At 71.6% G+C, this 15,226-nt stretch carries 11 protein-coding genes and 1 tRNA gene; 7 read left to right on the forward strand and 5 right to left on the reverse strand.

All coding sequences use genetic code 11. The features are described 5' to 3' along the window. Window positions 1-19 precede the first annotated feature (19 nt). A complete protein-coding gene (locus ASG45_RS04440; RefSeq protein WP_055833382.1) occupies window positions 20-1,561 on the reverse strand; it encodes an amino acid permease in 1,542 nt (513 codons plus the stop codon). Between the two features lie 147 nt (window positions 1,562-1,708). On the opposite strand from ASG45_RS04440, the gene ASG45_RS04445 reads away from it, so the two are divergent. The 6 genes from ASG45_RS04445 to ASG45_RS04470 all read left to right on the forward strand — a co-directional run bounded on the left by ASG45_RS04445 (window position 1,709) and on the right by ASG45_RS04470 (window position 7,298). Then, window positions 1,709-3,064 carry a glutamine synthetase family protein gene (locus ASG45_RS04445; protein ID WP_055833386.1) on the forward strand — a complete coding sequence of 452 codons (1,356 nt, stop codon included), beginning with the start codon at window positions 1,709-1,711 and terminating at the stop codon, window positions 3,062-3,064. Then, window positions 3,045-3,839 (forward strand): gamma-glutamyl-gamma-aminobutyrate hydrolase family protein, encoded by a 795-nt coding sequence (locus tag ASG45_RS04450; protein WP_055833389.1) that lies wholly within the window; start codon window positions 3,045-3,047, stop codon window positions 3,837-3,839. Before ASG45_RS04445 ends, ASG45_RS04450 begins: the two co-directional genes overlap by 20 nt. Beyond that, window positions 3,836-5,191: an aldehyde dehydrogenase family protein gene (locus ASG45_RS04455; RefSeq protein ID WP_055833391.1), complete on the forward strand. Its 1,356-nt coding sequence runs from the start codon at window positions 3,836-3,838 to the stop codon at window positions 5,189-5,191. Before ASG45_RS04450 ends, ASG45_RS04455 begins: the two co-directional genes overlap by 4 nt. 81 nt (window positions 5,192-5,272) lie before the next feature. Beyond that, entirely contained in the window at window positions 5,273-6,052 is a 780-nt protein-coding gene (locus tag ASG45_RS04460) for a 3-oxoacyl-ACP reductase (protein ID WP_055833395.1), read from the forward strand. Between the two features lie 25 nt (window positions 6,053-6,077). After that, window positions 6,078-6,794, forward strand: a complete 717-nt coding sequence (locus tag ASG45_RS04465; RefSeq protein WP_055833396.1) for a FadR/GntR family transcriptional regulator — start codon at window positions 6,078-6,080, stop codon at window positions 6,792-6,794. A gap of 93 nt (window positions 6,795-6,887) precedes the next feature. Then, window positions 6,888-7,298, forward strand: coding sequence for a hypothetical protein (locus tag ASG45_RS04470; protein WP_055833399.1), 411 nt, complete (start codon window positions 6,888-6,890; stop codon window positions 7,296-7,298). A gap of 412 nt (window positions 7,299-7,710) precedes the next feature. On the opposite strand, the gene radA is transcribed toward ASG45_RS04470, so the two are convergent. After that, window positions 7,711-9,078 carry a DNA repair protein RadA gene (radA, locus tag ASG45_RS04475; RefSeq protein WP_055833403.1) on the reverse strand — a complete coding sequence of 456 codons (1,368 nt, stop codon included), beginning with the start codon at window positions 9,076-9,078 and terminating at the stop codon, window positions 7,711-7,713. A gap of 464 nt (window positions 9,079-9,542) precedes the next feature. After that, window positions 9,543-10,496: an L-lactate dehydrogenase gene (locus ASG45_RS04480; RefSeq protein ID WP_055833405.1), complete on the reverse strand. Its 954-nt coding sequence runs from the start codon at window positions 10,494-10,496 to the stop codon at window positions 9,543-9,545. A gap of 193 nt (window positions 10,497-10,689) precedes the next feature. Here ASG45_RS04480 and ASG45_RS04485 point away from each other — a divergent pair. After that, a tRNA-Ser gene (locus ASG45_RS04485) sits at window positions 10,690-10,779 on the forward strand. Between the two features lie 116 nt (window positions 10,780-10,895). On the opposite strand, the gene ASG45_RS04490 is transcribed toward ASG45_RS04485, so the two are convergent. Beyond that, window positions 10,896-11,924: an agmatine deiminase family protein gene (locus ASG45_RS04490; protein ID WP_055833408.1), complete on the reverse strand. Its 1,029-nt coding sequence runs from the start codon at window positions 11,922-11,924 to the stop codon at window positions 10,896-10,898. A gap of 62 nt (window positions 11,925-11,986) precedes the next feature. Continuing rightward, entirely contained in the window at window positions 11,987-14,863 is a 2,877-nt protein-coding gene (locus ASG45_RS04495; RefSeq protein ID WP_055833410.1) for an aminotransferase, read from the reverse strand. Window positions 14,864-15,226: the final 363 nt, after the last annotated feature.

The following is a 15,226-nucleotide window of genomic DNA, read 5'->3' on the forward strand; positions in this document are numbered from 1 at the left end:
CCCCTCCGTCATCACCGGGTCAGCTGCGCGGGGAATCCTTGCCGAACACCTCGCCCTGCAGAGCGTCGTAGCCCTCCTTCTGCGGGTCGCCGTGCAGACCGCCGGAGAGGGCGTACTCCTCCTCGGGCGAGAGCACGAGGCGGTGACGGCCGTAGACGGCGAAGGCGACGAAGATCACCGCGTAGACAACGATGATCGCGACGATGGCCAGCAGGTAGGCCGAGTTCAGCAGCAGGCCGAAGAAGACGACGGCGGCGATGATCGCCGCGGAGTAGGCCCCGAACAGGCCCCACGGGCTCTTGTACGGACGCACCGCGTTCGGGAACTTCTTGCGGAGCACGATGAACGAGACCATCTGCAGGAAGTACGCGAGCACCGCGCCCCAGACGGCGATGTTCAGCACGATCGCGCCGGCGGGGCTGGCGTCTCCTCCCGCGGCCTGCACGATCACCAGGGCGAAGAAGCCCAGCACCGCGCCGAACACGAGGGCGACCCACGGGGTCTTCCGGGCACCGGTGAGAGAGAGCCAGCGCGGGTAGTAACCGGCGCGCGAGAGTGAGTACATGTTGCGGCCGTAGGCGAACATGATGCCCATCAGCGACGCGAGGAGCCCGACCAGGGCGAGCAGCGACAGGAGTGCCGCGGCCTGGTCGCCGACCATCGCGCGGAAGCCGTCGAGCAGGGGTTCGACGGAGGTCCCGGTCTCTTCGGCTCCGAGCACCCCGGTGTTGAGGAACAGCACGATGAGACCCGTGACGATGAGCGTCCCTCGGGCCCAGAGGCCGGCCCGCGGGATGTCGCGAGCGGGGTCGTGCGACTCTTCGGCGGCCAGCGGCAGCTCCTCGATGCCGAGGAAGAACCACATGGCGAAGGGGAGGGCCAGCAGGATCGCCCCGACGCCGTGGGGGAGGAACTCGGTCTGCCCCGCATCGGGGACGATGTTCCACAGCGAGGCCCAGTCGAACGCCCCCGTGACCAGGGACATCACGCCGAAGACCACGATGATGCCGATCGAGATGATCGACACGACGATCGCGAAGCCGAACGAGATGTTCGCGCCGGCGGCGTTGAGGGCGATGAAGAGCGCGTAGAGGATGATCCACCACACGAACGCGGGCAGGCTCACGCCGGTGAGCAGCTCCAGCGCCGAATCGGCGTATTGGCCGGAGAAGTAGACGACGACCGCCGTCGTGGCGACGTACTCGATGGTCTCGGCGAGGCCCGTGGCCAGGCCACCCCAGGGGCCCATCGCGGATCGCGCGAACGAGTAGGCGCCACCGGTGTGGGGCATGGCGGCGGCCATCTCGCCGATCGAGAACGTCAGCCCGTAGTACATGACCACGAGCAGCACGAAGGCGATGAGCATGCCGCCGAAGCCGGCGTTGGCGACGCCGAAGTTCCACCCCGAGAAGTCGCCCGAGATGACGGCGGCGACCGCGAGGCCCCACAGCCCCCAGACGCCGGCCGAACGTTTCAGGGTGCGTTTCTCGAAGTACGTGGAGTCGGTCGCCGTATAGGTGGCGCCGGCGACCTTTCTGCGGGAACTGCTCGAGGTGGACATAGGGCCTCCAGACGGTAACGGGCAGGCTTCAGGAGCGCCTGCGCAGAATCATGGCCTTCTATTGGTCGACCTGTCTACCTTTGGCGTGTAAGTTCCTCGTTACGACCTCCGCACGCGAGGTCGCGACGAGCAGGCGAGAGGGACACCATGGCGGGCAATCTCACCACCGCAGAACTGGATGCCGCGATCGAGGCCGGCGAGATCGACACGGTCGTCGTGGCCTTCCCCGATGCGCAGGGCCGCCTCGTCGGCAAGCGCGTCGCGGCGCGTTTCTGGCGCGACGAGGTGCTGCCCCACGGGGCCGAGGCCTGCAACTACCTGCTGTCGGTCGACGTCGACCTGAACACCGTCGACGGCTACGCCATGTCGAGCTGGGAGACGGGCTACGGCGACATGCTGCTGGTCCCCGACCTCGACACGCTCCGCCGCCTCCCCTGGCAGCCGGGCACGGCGCTGGTGATGGCGGATCTCGCGTGGGGGGACCGTCGGCACGTCGGGCAGTCGCCCCGCGGCATCCTGAACGCCCAACGCGCGCGTCTGGCGGAGCGGGGACTCACCGCCTACGCGGGCACGGAGCTGGAGTTCATCGTTTTCGACGACTCCTTCCGCGAAGCCTGGGCCAAGGGGTACACGGGCTTGCGCGCCTCGACCGACTACAACGTCGACTACAACCTGCTCGCCACCACGCGGCTCGAGCCGCTGCTGCGCGACATCCGCATCGGCATGGACGGCGCGGGCATGTACTGCGAGGGCGTGAAGGGCGAGTGCAACCTCGGCCAGCAGGAGATCGCCTTCCGCTACGCCGAAGCGCTCGAGACCGCCGACAACCACACGATCTACAAGAACGGCGCGAAAGAGATCGCCGACCGCCACGGCAAGTCGCTGACGTTCATGGCCAAGTTCAACGAGCGCGAGGGCAACAGCTGCCACATCCACCTGTCGGTCCGCGGCGACGGCGGCGACGCCGTGATGGCGGGCGACGGCGCGCACGGCTTCAGCCCCCTCATGGAGCACTGGATCGCCGGCATTTTGGCGACCCTGCGCGAATTCACGTTGCTGTACGCGCCGACGATCAACTCGTACAAGCGTTTCGCGCTGGGCTCATTCGCCCCCACCGGGGTGGCCTGGGGCGTCGACAACCGCACGTGCGCGCTCCGCGTCGTCGGCCACGGCTCCTCGCTGCGGGTCGAGAACCGCGTGCCCGGCGGAGACGTGAACCCCTACCTCGCCATCTCGGCCATCATCGCCGGCGGCCTGTACGGCATCGAGAACGAGCTGCCGCTTCCCGAGCCCCTCTCGGGCAACGCCTACACCTCGGGCGTCGACACGCTGCCGACGACCCTGCGGGAAGCGGCGGAGCTGTTCCGCGCGTCGACGATCGCCCGCGCCGCCTTCGGCGACGACGTCGTCGAGCACTACCTCAACCAGGCGCGCATCGAGGTCGAGGCCTTCGACGCCGCCGTGACCGATTGGGAGCGGGTGCGTGGTTTCGAGCGCCTCTGATCCGACCCGGACCCCCGTCGTCGGGCTCACGACCTACCTGGAGCGAGCGAAGCAGGGCGTGTGGGACGTGCGGGCATCGTTCCTGCCGCAGCAGTACTTCGACTCCGTCACCGCCTCGGGGGCCAGCGCCGTGCTGCTGCCGCCGCAGCCGCGCCCCGAGCGAGCGGCCGCCGCCGTGCTCGACGGGCTCGACGGCCTCATCCTCACCGGGGGCCTCGACGTGCAGCCCGAGCTGTACGGCGCCGAACGTCACCCGCTCACCGACCCGGCGCGCGCAGACCGCGACGCCTGGGAACTCGCTCTCCTGGCGGGGGCGCGGGAACGCGGCATCCCCATCTTTGGCATCTGCCGGGGGCTGCAACTTCTCAACGTCGCCCTCGGCGGCACGCTCCACCAGCACCTTCCCGAGGTCCTCGGCACCGAGCGGTACCGCGTGGGCGGAGGCGTCTTCGCCGAGAACGTCGTCGAGGTGGATGCCTCGACCCGACTCGCCGGTCTCGTCGGCGCCGGAGTGCTCACCGTCCACAGCTACCACCACCAGGGCGTCGACCGGCTGGGCGCGGGCCTGCGGGTGACGGCGCGCACCGACGACGGACTCGTGCAGGCCGTCGAGGCCGAGGGCGACGACTACCTCGTGGCCGTCCAGTGGCATCCCGAGGAGAACGCCGAAGACCGGCGGCTGTTCCTGGGACTCGTCGCCGCGGCGGCGGCGTATCGCGCCGCGCGTTCCGGCACCGACATCTCCACCTCCGAGCACCAGGGAGCTCTCGCATGAGCACGTTCACCGTCACCGACCCCTCGACCGGGTCGCCGATCACCACGCTCGAGCGCGCCGATCTCGCCCAGGTGGATGCCGCCGTCGCCGACGCCGTGCGCGCCCAGCGCGCGTGGTCATCCCTCGCCCCCGTCGCCCGCGCCGACGCACTACGGTCGTTCGCCCGGGTCGTCGAGGCGCACGTCGACGAGCTCGCCGCGCTCGAGGTGAAGAACTCGGGCCACCCCATCGGCTCGGCCCGCTGGGAGGCGCAGCACGTCGCCCAGGTGCTCAACTACTACGCCGGGGCGCCGGAACGCCTGATCGGGTCGCAGATCCCGGTCGCCGGAGGGCTCGACGTGACCTACCACGAGCCCTACGGCGTGGTCGGGATCATCGTGCCGTGGAACTTCCCCATGACCATCGCCGCCTGGGGCTTCGCGCCGGCGCTCGCCGCGGGAAACGCCGTCGTGCTCAAGCCGGCCGAGCTCACCCCGCTGACGGCGATCCGGCTCGGCGAGCTGGCGCTCGAGGCCGGGCTGCCCGAGGGGCTCTTCCGCGTCGTTGTCGGCTCGGGCTCGGTCGTGGGCCAGCGCTTCGTGTCGCATCCCGACGTGCACAAGGTCGTCTTCACCGGCTCGACCGAGGTCGGCACCGAGGTGGCCGCCGGGTGCGCGCGAATGCTCAAACCGGTGACCCTCGAGCTCGGCGGCAAGAGCGCGAACCTCGTCTTCGCCGACGCCGACCTCGAGAAGGCGGCGGCCGGCGTCCCGGGCTCCGTGTTCGACAACGCCGGGCAGGACTGCTGCGCCCGCAGCCGCCTGCTCGTGCAGCGGAGCGTCTTCGACCGGTTCCTCGAGCTGCTCGAACCGGCCGTGTCGGCCTGGAAGGTCGGCGACCCGACGCGGGAGGACACCCAGATGGGGCCGCTCATCTCGGCCTCGCACCGCTCCACCGTGCAGGGCTTCCTCGACGGGGCCGACGTGGCGTTCCGGGGATCCGCGCCCGAGGGCGACGGCTTCTGGTTCGCTCCGGCCGTGGTGCTGGCGCAGCCCGGCGACCGCGTCGCCCGCGAGGAGGTGTTCGGTCCGGTCCTGGCCGTGCTGCCCTTCGACGACGAGGCGGATGCCATCCGCCTCGCCAACGACAGCGCGTACGGCCTCGCGGGCTCGATCTGGACCGAGAGCCTGGGCCGTGGCATCCGGGTGTCGCGCGCCGTCCGCAGCGGCGTGCTGTCGGTGAATTCGCACTCCTCGGTGCGGTACTCGACGCCCTTCGGCGGCATGAAGGCGTCGGGCCTCGGTCGCGAGCTGGGTCCCGATGCCGCCGAGCACTTCACCGAGGTGAAGAACGTGTTCTACGCCACCGAGTGAACCCGTCGTCCTGACCCCCATTCCCCACTTGCCCCCGAACACACAGGGGGACGCGGTACCGCTCGAAAGGAACCACCCGCAATGACCATCGACCTCACCCAGCGTCTCGGCGGCCGCGTCGCCATCGTCACGGGCGGCGCGAGCGGCATCGGCCTCGCCACCGCGCGCCGCTTCGCCGCGGAAGGCGCGCGCGTCGTGATCGCCGACCTCGACGAGACCACCGGCACCGCGGCCGCCGCCGAGGTCGGCGGCGTCTTCCGTCAGGTCAACGTGGCCGACGAGGTATCGGTCGACGCCCTCTTCGACGGCGTGGCCGCCGACCTCGGCAGCGTCGACATCGCGTTCAACAACGCCGGCATCTCGCCCGCCGACGACGACTCGATCGAGACGACCGAGCTGCCCGCGTGGGACCGCGTGCAAGACGTCAACCTGAAGAGCGTCTACCTCTGCTCGCGCGCCGCCCTGCGGCACATGGTGCCCGCCGGCCGGGGGTCGATCATCAACACGGCGTCGTTCGTGGCGCTGCTCGGCTCGGCGACCTCGCAGATCTCGTACACGGCGTCGAAGGGCGGCGTGCTCGCCATGACCCGCGAGCTCGGCGTGCAGTTCGCCCGCCAGGGCATCCGCGTGAACGCCCTGTGCCCCGGACCCGTCAACACCCCGCTGCTGCAGGAGCTGTTCGCCAAAGACCCCGAGCGGGCGCAGCGTCGGCTCGTGCACGTGCCGATGGGGAGGTTCGCGGAGCCCGACGAGATGGCCGCGGCGGTGGCCTTCCTGGCATCCGACGACGCGTCGTTCATCACCGCGACGGCGTTCGTCGTCGACGGGGGAATCACCAACGCCTACGTCACGCCCCTGTGAACCGGTGACATGACAGGCTGAGACGGTGACAGACGCGCCGCTCGACGACCTGCGCCGAGCCGTGTACCGGCCGGTGCGCAGCGGCAACGCGCTCGAAGACACCACGGCGCGCATCGTGCAGACCGTTCGTCTCGGCCTGGTCGCTCCCGGGGAGTCCCTTCCGGCGGAGCGCGAGCTCGCCGCGCTGTACGGCGTGAGTCGCGACACCGTGCGCGAGGCGATCCGCGAGCTGGCCGACGCCGGATGGCTCGAGACGCGGCGCGGACGCTACGGCGGTACGTTCGTGATCGACCCCGTGCCGCGTCCGTCGGAGCCCGCGGTGGTGGCGCCGACCGAGCTCGCCGACGTGATCTCGCTGCGCGGCGTGCTCGAGACCGGGGCGGCGTGGGCCGCCGCGGGCCGCGCGCTGTCGGCCGACGAGCGCGATGTGCTCTGGGCTCGGCACGAGGCGGCGGCCACGGCCTCCGGCGCGGACTACCGGCGCCTCGACACGCTGCTGCACCTGACGATCGCGGAGTTCGCCGGCATCCCCTCGCTCGTGCCCCTCGTCGCCGACAACCGGGCGCGCGTGAACGCCTGGCTCGACACGTTCCCCCTGCTGCCGCGCAACATCGATCACTCGACCTCGCAGCACGCGGCGATCGTGTCGGCGATCCTGGCGGGGAGACCGGATGCCGCCCACGCGGCGATGCGGGATCACCTGGCCGGGTCGGAGGCGTTGCTGCGGGGGTTCCTGGCGTAGCGAGCGGGGCCTCGGCCTCGAGTCGCCCGGCCGCGCGGTGCGGTTCCGCGACGCGTCGCCGCGGGGCCGCGGAGCCGCGGTTAGGCTCGGAGGATGGCCGGAGGCAAGAAGCGCAAGGGGAAGAAGGTCGCCGTGGACTTCAAGAACACCGCGCTGACCGATGCGTTGCAGACCCAGGACATGGCGGCGATCGCCTTCGCCCTGCGGCACGGCCCGACGGTGGTTCCGCTGATGAGCGCGGGAGACCCCGACAACCCGCTCGACGTCGGCGAGGTGTGGACGTACCGCGACCCCGACTCCGGCGAGATCGCACTGCTGCTGTTCAGCGACGCCGCCCACAAGCCCGAGACGCTGCCGCCGCACGTGGCGCTGCAGTCGCCGCAATGGCTGCGCGCGTTCCTCGGAGCGCACCAGGATGCCATCACCTCGGTGTTCCTCGACATCGCGGGGCCGCACCCGATCCAGGCGTCGCCCGCCGATCTGATCGCCGCGCTCGACGCCTGAGACCCGACCGCGGACCGGCCCGCGCTCGAGGGTGAAGTATCGGACTCGCGCGGGTGAAGGACGCGTGCAAGACTCGGGGACATGGAGTTCCTGATCGCCGGTGCCGTGTGCGCCGCCGGACTTGTCATCCCCGCGGTCCTGGGTATGACGTCGCCGCACCGCCGCCGGCGGGCCGCTCCTCCCGGTCGCTGATCGACCACGCGGGTTTATCTTCCGGGGGATCTTTCACGCCCTCACCCGGCCCGGTTCGGGTCGTCCGCTGCTCAGCGCAGCGTGATCCCACCGTCGGGGGACCTCGACGGCGGCGCCTGAGCGCGGCGTCGAGATCGCGGTGCCTCGACCGTGGCACCTCGACCGGGGCGTCGAGATCGCGGCGCCTCGACCGCGGCGTCGCGGCGTCGGTCCGAGTGGCTCAGAACCCCGGTTCGCTGTCGTCGCGCGGCATGCCGCGCACCTGCAGCTCGTTGAGCGCCTGCGCGAGCTTGCGCGACGAGGCGTCGAGCACCGTGTGATAGCCCAGGCGCTTCGCTTCGGACGCCCTCTGCGCGGCCTGCGTGACGTTGCGGATCTCGCCGGTGAGCGTCAACTCGCCGATCGCGGCGAGGCGCTTCGACACCTTGCGGTTCTTCACGGCGTTGGCCACCGCGATGGCGATGGCGAGGTCGGCCGCGGGCTCGACCAGGCGCACCCCGCCGACGGTCGAGACGTACACGTCGCGGTCGGACAGGGTGAGACCCATGCGACTTTCGAGCACGGCGAGCACCATCGCGACGCGCGACGAGTCGACGCCGTTCACGATGCGCCGCGGGTTGGGTGCCGTCTGGCGCACGGCGAGTGCCTGGATCTCGACGGGCAGGGCCCGGCGGCCCTCCATCGCGATGGTGACGCACGTGCCCGGCTCGGGCTCGCCGTGCCCGAGGAACAGGGCGCTCGGGTCGGACACCTCGGAGATGCCGGTGCCGGTCATGTCGAAGCAGCCGACCTCGTCGGTGGGGCCGAAGCGGTTCTTGAGCGCGCGCACGAAGCGCAGCGACGTCTGCCGGTCGCCCTCGAAGTGGCACACCACGTCGACGAGGTGCTCGAGGATGCGGGGTCCGGCGATCGAGCCGTCTTTGGTGACGTGGCCGACGAGGATGACAGGCAGCCCGCGTTCTTTCGCGACACGGATCAGCGCCGACGCGACCTCGCGCACCTGCGCCGGCTGACCCGCGGCGCCGTCGCTGTGGGACGAGGACACCGTCTGCACCGAGTCGACGATGAGCAGGCCGGGCTCGACCTGGTCGATGTGCCCGAGGATCGTGGCCAGGTCGGTCTCGGCGGCGAGGAACAGCTCTTCGTGGAGCGCGCCGGTGCGCTCGGCGCGCAGACGCACCTGGGCGGCGGACTCTTCACCGCTGGCGTAGAGCACGCGGCGCCCCGCGCGAGCGCTTTGCGCGGCGACCTCGAGCAGCAGCGTCGACTTGCCGACCCCGGGTTCGCCGCTGAGCAGGATGGCCGCACCCGGAACGATGCCGCCGCCCAGAACGCGGTCGAATTCGCCGACGCCGCTGGTGCGCCGGGGGGCGTCTTGCGTGTCGATCTCGGTGATGCGCCGGGCCATCCGGGCCGCGCCCGGAGCGACCGGGGCGATCGATCGGACGATCCCCGTCTGCTCGGCGGCCTCGACCACGGTGCCCCACGACTGGCACTCCCCGCACCGGCCGACCCACTTCAGCGTCGTCCACCCGCACTCGGTGCAGCGGTACGGAGCGGGGGCTACAGCGGGACGTCGGGATGCCATGGCATCAGGCTACGCGGGGCCTCCGACATCGCCGGCGCCGGGCCGCGGCATCCGGGATCTGGCGTTGGGCGGCCGCTCGCGCATAAACGCCCTTCCTGCGGATAAACGCGGTGAGAGAGCGTTTATGCGCAGGATCGGCGTTTATGGGTGAGTCACCGTGCCGCGCCGGGCTTGAGGTGTAGCGCGGCGGGGTGCGACCGGGCGGGGGTGCGACCGGGCGGGGCGTGCTCGGCTGGGCGAGGGTGTGGCCGGGGCGGGTGTGGCCCGACCGGGCGCGGCGGCGGGCTGGGCCGGGGCGGCATCCGTGCCCCGCTGCCGGCGGCCCCCACGCATAAACGCCATTCCCGCGCATGAACGTGGTGAGAGAGCGTTTATGCGCACGGATAGCGTTTATGCGCGAACCGCCGCGCCGCGCCGTGCCGCACTCCGCGCCCGACGCCCGGCCCGCCGTGAAGAGCCCCGCGTCAGTCGCGCAGCGACTCCGCCACCGTCGTCAACGCGTCGGCCGAGCGGCGCAGAAGCCCGAGCTCGGCGTCGGAGAACGGCGTGCCGGCGAGGGGCACCGCCCCGCGCGCCGAGACGATCGACGGCACCGACAGGGCCATGCCGTCGATGCCGTGGAAGTCCTGCAGCACGGTACTCACGGGGAGGATGGCGTGCTCGTCGCGCAGGATCGCCTCGACGATGCGCGCGCTCGACAGGCCGATCGCGTAGTTCGTCGCCCCCTTGCCCTTGATGACCTTGTACGCGGCATCGCGGACGTCGACGGCGATGGCATCCAACTCTTCCGTGGTGAAGCGGCCCCCTCCGGGCAGCTCGAACTCGGTGATGGGGACGGATCCGATCGTGGCGGTCGACCACAGGGGGAACTCGGTGTCGCCGTGCTCGCCGACGATCCACGCATGCACGCTCGCGGTGCTGACCCCCGCCCGCTGGGCGAGCTGCCACCGCAGACGCGAGGTGTCGAGCACCGTGCCCGAGGCGAAGATGCGGCGCGTCGGCAGGCCGGTCGCCTGCTGCGCGAGCACCGTGAGCACGTCGCAGGGGTTCGTGACGATGACGTAGACGGCGTTCGGTGCGACCTCGAGCAGCTTCGGCATCATGTCGCGGATGATCCCGGCGTTCGTGGCGGCGAGCTCGGTGCGGGTCTGGCCCGGGTTCTGCTTCGCGCCGGCCGTGATGACGACGACGTGCGACCCCTCGGCCACCGACACGTCGCTGCCGCCGGTGATGTCGCTGGTGCCGGTGAACTGCGTGCCGTGGGCGAGGTCGAGCACCTCGGCCTCGACCTTCTCGGTGGCGATGTCGTAGAGCGCGACGTGCCGCGCCGATCCGCGGATGAGGGCCGCGTACGCCACGCTCGCCCCCACGCTTCCCGCGCCCACGACCGTCAGCTTGGAGTTCTCGATCACGCTCATGCTCCGATCCTGGCAGCGGTCGCGAACCGGTTCCAGGGGGGTGCTTCGACGGTGGACGAACGGATGCCGGGGACTCGGTGCCGCGGGCGGTGGCGGCCTGATTTCTCATGAGTTCGGCCAGGGGCCGACGCCGAGGGCCCCGTCGACCCGCTCGGATTCGCGGCATCCCGTCGAGTGTCGTAAGCTGTTCGGCGGTGACGTGTCCGAGCGGCCGAAGGTGCAACACTCGAAATGTTGTGTAGGTTCACCCCTACCGTGGGTTCAAATCCCACCGTCACCGCCACCACGAAGGCCCCGAATCCTCACGGATCCGGGGCCTTCGTCATTCCTGTGCGACGTCGCGGTGACCCCGGCGACGTGTCGAGCTCGGCGCGGAACCGACGCCCCATCCCCGCCCGGTCAGCCCACCCGCGGCTGCTGCTGGGTGATGCAGTGGATGCCGCCGCCGCGGGCGAAGATCGGACGCGCGTCGACCGTGACCACCCGCCGCCCGGGGTAGGCGTCGGCCATGATCTCGACGGCGCGCGCGTCGGCGGTCTCGTCGCCGAAGCCGCACAGCACGACGCCGTCGTTGGTGACGAGGTGGTTGATGTAGCTCCAGTCGACCCACCCGTGGTCGTCGCGCAGCGTCGTCGGCGCGGGCACTCCGGTGATCGCGACCGTGCGACCGAGTCGCGCGAAGGCGGTCTCGAGCTCGCCGCGGATGAGGCGTGAGACCTCGAAGTCGGGGTGCGCGGCATCGGTCTGCTCGTGCAGCAGCACGTGCTCGGGCGAGGCGAACGTGGCGACGATGTCGACGTGGCCGTTGGTGCCCAGGTCGTCGTAGTCGCGGGTGAGGCCGCGCGAGAGCCAGACGGCGTCGGTCGCGCCGAGGGTGCGCGCCATCTCGGCCTCGACGCGGGCGCGGTCGGCGTGGGGGTTGCGGCGGGGGTCGAGCTGCACGGTCTCGGTGAGCAGCACGGTGCCGGTGCCGTCGACGTGCAGTCCGCCGCCCTCGGCCACCAGCAGCGAGTCGATGCGTTCGGCGCCCAGATGCTCGGCGACGACGCGGGCGATGCCGGCAGAGGTCTGCCACTCGGCCCAGTCGGGGGCGCCCCACCCGTTGAAGATCCAGTCGACGGCGCCGAGGACTCCCGGGCGGTCGGGGTCGACGACGAACGTCGGTCCGATGTCGCGCATCCAGAACTCGTCGAGCGGGGCCTCGACGATCTCGATCGACGAGTCGAGCATGCGGCGGGCGCGGGTCATCTCGGTGGGGTCGACGACCATGCTCACCGGTTCGAACTCGGCGACGGCGTGGGCGACGTCGGTCCAGGCGCGGTAGCCCTCTTCGCGCGTCTCGGCGCCCTCGCCGAGCGTGATGCCCTCGCGGGGGAACGCCATCCACGTGCGCTCGTGCGGGGCGGATTCTGCGGGCATGCGCCACATGTCGTGCTCCTTGGCCGGTCGGTCGGTCGGGTCGGGTCGCGCGGGTCGCGCGGAGGGGTCGGTCAGAAACCGGTGGTCAGCACGCGATCCAGGGCGTCGACGAAGACGTCGACCGAGGCGCGCGTGATGACCAGCGGCGGCTTGATCTTGAGGACGTTCTGGAAGTCGCCGGTGGGCTGCATGATGACGCCGAGCTCGAGCAGGCGATCGCAGATGGCGGCGGTTTCGGCTGCGGCGGGCTCGAGGGTCTCGCGGTCGCGCACGAACTCCACGCCCAGGTACAGCCCCGAGCCGTGCACGGTGCCGATGATCGGGTGCGCCTGCGCGAGTTCTTCGAGACGGCCCTTGAGGTGCGCGCCGACGACGCGCGCGTTCTCTTGCAGGCCCTCCCGCTCGATGACGTCGAGCACGGCCAGGCCGATCGCCGACGAGACGGGGGAGCCGCCGGTGGACGAGAAGAAGTACCCCTGTGTGCGGTAGCGGTCGGCGATCTCGCGGCGCGTGATGACCGCCCCGAGCGGGTGTCCGCCGCCGATCGACTTCGCCACCGCGATGATGTCGGGCACGGCGCCCTGCTGCTGGAAGCCCCAGAACCACTCGCCCAGGCGGCCGAAGCCCACCTGCACCTCGTCGGCGATCGCGAGGCCGCCGTGGCGACGGATCGCGGCGTAGACGTCGGTGAGGTACCCCTCGGGCAGGGCCACGCCGCCGGCGTTGCCGAAGTACGTCTCGGCGATGAATCCCGCGGGCGCGCGACCGGATGCCGCGAGCTCGTCGATGACGGCGACGGCCTCGGGGGCGTAGTTCTCGGCATCCGTCCCCCGGTGCCGGCCGCGGTACGAGTTGGCCGCGTCGACGGTGTGCACCCACGCGGGGCGCGTGTCGAGGGCGAAGGGGTTGTCGGCGACCGAGGTCGACACGGCATCGCTGGCGTAGGTCCAGCCGTGGTAGGCCTCGCGCATCGCGACGATGTCGGGGCGGCCGGTCGCCGCCATCGCGAGGCGGAGGGCGAGGTCGGTGGCCTCGGAGCCGGAGTTGACGAGGAACACCGTGTCGAATCCGTCGGGCAGCGTCGCCGCCAGACGGTCGGCGTAGTCGGTGATCGCGCGGTAGTGGAAGCGCGAGTTGGTGTTGAGCAGGCGCATCTGCCGCGAGCCCGCTTCGACGACGTGCGGGTGGGCGTGGCCCACCGACGCGACGTTGTTCACCATGTCGAGGTACACGCGGCCGTCGACGTCGATGAGGTGTTCGCGCCAGCCGCGCTCGATGCGCGGGGGAGCGGAGTAGTAGTGCTCCTGCACCTCGGCGAGCACCTCGTGCCGCCGGGCGAGCACGTCGTCGTCGGCCGGGATCGCGGTGGGCATGCCGAGGGCCTCGCCGGGGTCGCCGGCGACGTTCCGCCATGCCGCGGCGAGGGCGGGCGAGACGCGCGCGGGCGGCACGGCGCCGTCGGCTGCACGCCGGACGACGAGGCGGGTGCGCGCGGGCAGGATTCCGGATGCCGAGTCCTCGGGCGTGCCGCTGACGATCACCGTCTCGTCGCCCGAGGTCCAGGTGACGGCGTCGCCGTCGACGGAGATCTCACCGGGGGCGAGCGGGGTCGGCTCGGCGAGCCAGAGCGTGACGCCCGTCGGGATGGTCGCCGTCGTCGACGGCAGGGGGTCGACGGTGCCCGTGAGCTGAGCGCGCCCGGCGGGCACGGTGACCATCGCGGCACCGGCGTCGAGGGCGTCGAGGGCCGCGGCATCCAGGGCCGACGGATCGAGCCAGGCCCCCGCGTCGTTCAGGGGCGATTCGGTCGTGGCGTCGAGTTCCACCCACGGCGAGGCGAAGGGCAGCAGGGTCCGACCCGTCCAGCCGCGCGCGTCGAGCGCGGGGCGACCGAGGGCGGCGCGCGTCGAGGCGGTGATCACCGGGAGGGGGACCGATGCCGCCTGCACGAGGATCCGGAACTCGCGGTCGAGTCCGTCGGTGGCGTAGGCGTTCTCGTCGTCGAGGCGCACCTGGGCGCGGCCGCTGAGCACGAGCACGGCGCCGCGCAGGATGACGAGCGGCCAGAGCGCGGTGATCTCGTCGTCGGTGAGATCGCGCAGCTCGTCGAACGCGCGGATGGCGGGGAGCGCCGACTCGGGGGAGGCGCCGTCGTGGTGCAGCACCGACGACACGGTCGTGGCGATCTCGCCCACGCGCCACGACGTGCACACGTCGCCGAAGTCGATGACCGCGTCGGGCACGACCGTGCCGTCGGCGCGCAGCACGTTGTCGTCGGTGACGTCGAAGTGCCCGGCCTGCACCGGCAGGGCGTCGGCCACCGGGGCCAGCGCCGCACGGGCGGCGTCGGCGGCCCGCTGCACGACGCCCCGCACCTCGGTGTCGGGTTCGAGGGGGAGCAGCGTGTCGATGACGCGACCGGCGTGCCGCAGGTCCCACTGCAGCACCCGGCCGCTGGCGGGGTGGGTGAAGTCGGCGAGCGAGAGGCTCACGGCGCCCGAGAGCGCGCCCAGCGCCGCGACGACGGTGGGGGAGAGGTACCCGGAGCCGTTCAGGGTGCGGCCCGAGATGTTCTCGATCACGCGGGCATGGATGCGGCCCTGCGACGACTCCCACCAGGCGGACATGACGCCGCGCGGACCCTCGACGATCCGGGGGATGCGCACGTGCGGGCTGCGCTCGGCCACGAGGGAGGCCGCGGCGTCCTGCATGTCGATCTCGGCCGCGCTGAAGACGGGGTTGCTGAGCTTCAACACGCCCAGCGGATCGCTCTCGCCCCGGGGGAACACGCGGAAGTTCTGATCCTGCTGGCTGCCGAGGGCGTGCACGTCGATCTCGACGCCGAAGACGTCGGCGAACAGACGGCGCACCTCGTCGTCGGACAGCGTGGGCGTGGGCAGATCGACCTGCGAGAAGTAGTCGAAGACGGCGGTCGTGTCGGTGGTCATGTCGATTCCTCGGAGACTCGGGATGTCAGAGAGAGGCGTGCGGGGTGGTCGCGACGGCGCCGGCGACGGTGCCCGCCGCGTCGCGGGCGACGACGACGACGAGCGGACCGGTGGGGGCGACCCATTCGCTCACGGCCTCACCGTAGGCGCCGGGGGCCACCTCGGTCGAGCCGCTCACGCGGTCGCCCTCGCGGCTCGTCTCGATGCGGATGCCGTCGACGTAGGCGACCACGTCGGCGGCGGGGCCACCGCTCACGATCGCGGTGAAGCGCACGCGCGTGCCGTCGAGCGAGACTCCGTCGACGCGCAGCGAGAGCGCGCCCTCGGCGGCCGGCTTCGGGTCGGCGAACACGGTCTCGTCGG

It is taken from the genome of Microbacterium sp. Leaf436, from assembly GCF_001424715.1.
Taxonomy (GTDB): Bacteria; Actinomycetota; Actinomycetes; order Actinomycetales; family Microbacteriaceae; genus Microbacterium.

Coding starts and splice junctions, on each gene's coding strand:
- ASG45_RS04440 (WP_055833382.1), bottom strand. CDS start 1,561: ATGTCCACCTCGAGCAGTTCCCGCAGAAAGGTCGCCGGCGCCACCTAT.
- ASG45_RS04490 (WP_055833408.1), bottom strand. CDS start 11,924: ATGTGGCGCATGCCCGCAGAATCCGCCCCGCACGAGCGCACGTGGATG.
- ASG45_RS04480 (WP_055833405.1), bottom strand. CDS start 10,496: ATGAGCGTGATCGAGAACTCCAAGCTGACGGTCGTGGGCGCGGGAAGC.
- ASG45_RS04470 (WP_055833399.1), top strand. CDS start 6,888: ATGGCCGGAGGCAAGAAGCGCAAGGGGAAGAAGGTCGCCGTGGACTTC.
- ASG45_RS04460 (WP_055833395.1), top strand. CDS start 5,273: ATGACCATCGACCTCACCCAGCGTCTCGGCGGCCGCGTCGCCATCGTC.
- radA (WP_055833403.1), bottom strand. CDS start 9,078: ATGGCATCCCGACGTCCCGCTGTAGCCCCCGCTCCGTACCGCTGCACC.
- ASG45_RS04445 (WP_055833386.1), top strand. CDS start 1,709: ATGGCGGGCAATCTCACCACCGCAGAACTGGATGCCGCGATCGAGGCC.
- ASG45_RS04455 (WP_055833391.1), top strand. CDS start 3,836: ATGAGCACGTTCACCGTCACCGACCCCTCGACCGGGTCGCCGATCACC.
- ASG45_RS04495 (WP_055833410.1), bottom strand. CDS start 14,863: ATGACCACCGACACGACCGCCGTCTTCGACTACTTCTCGCAGGTCGAT.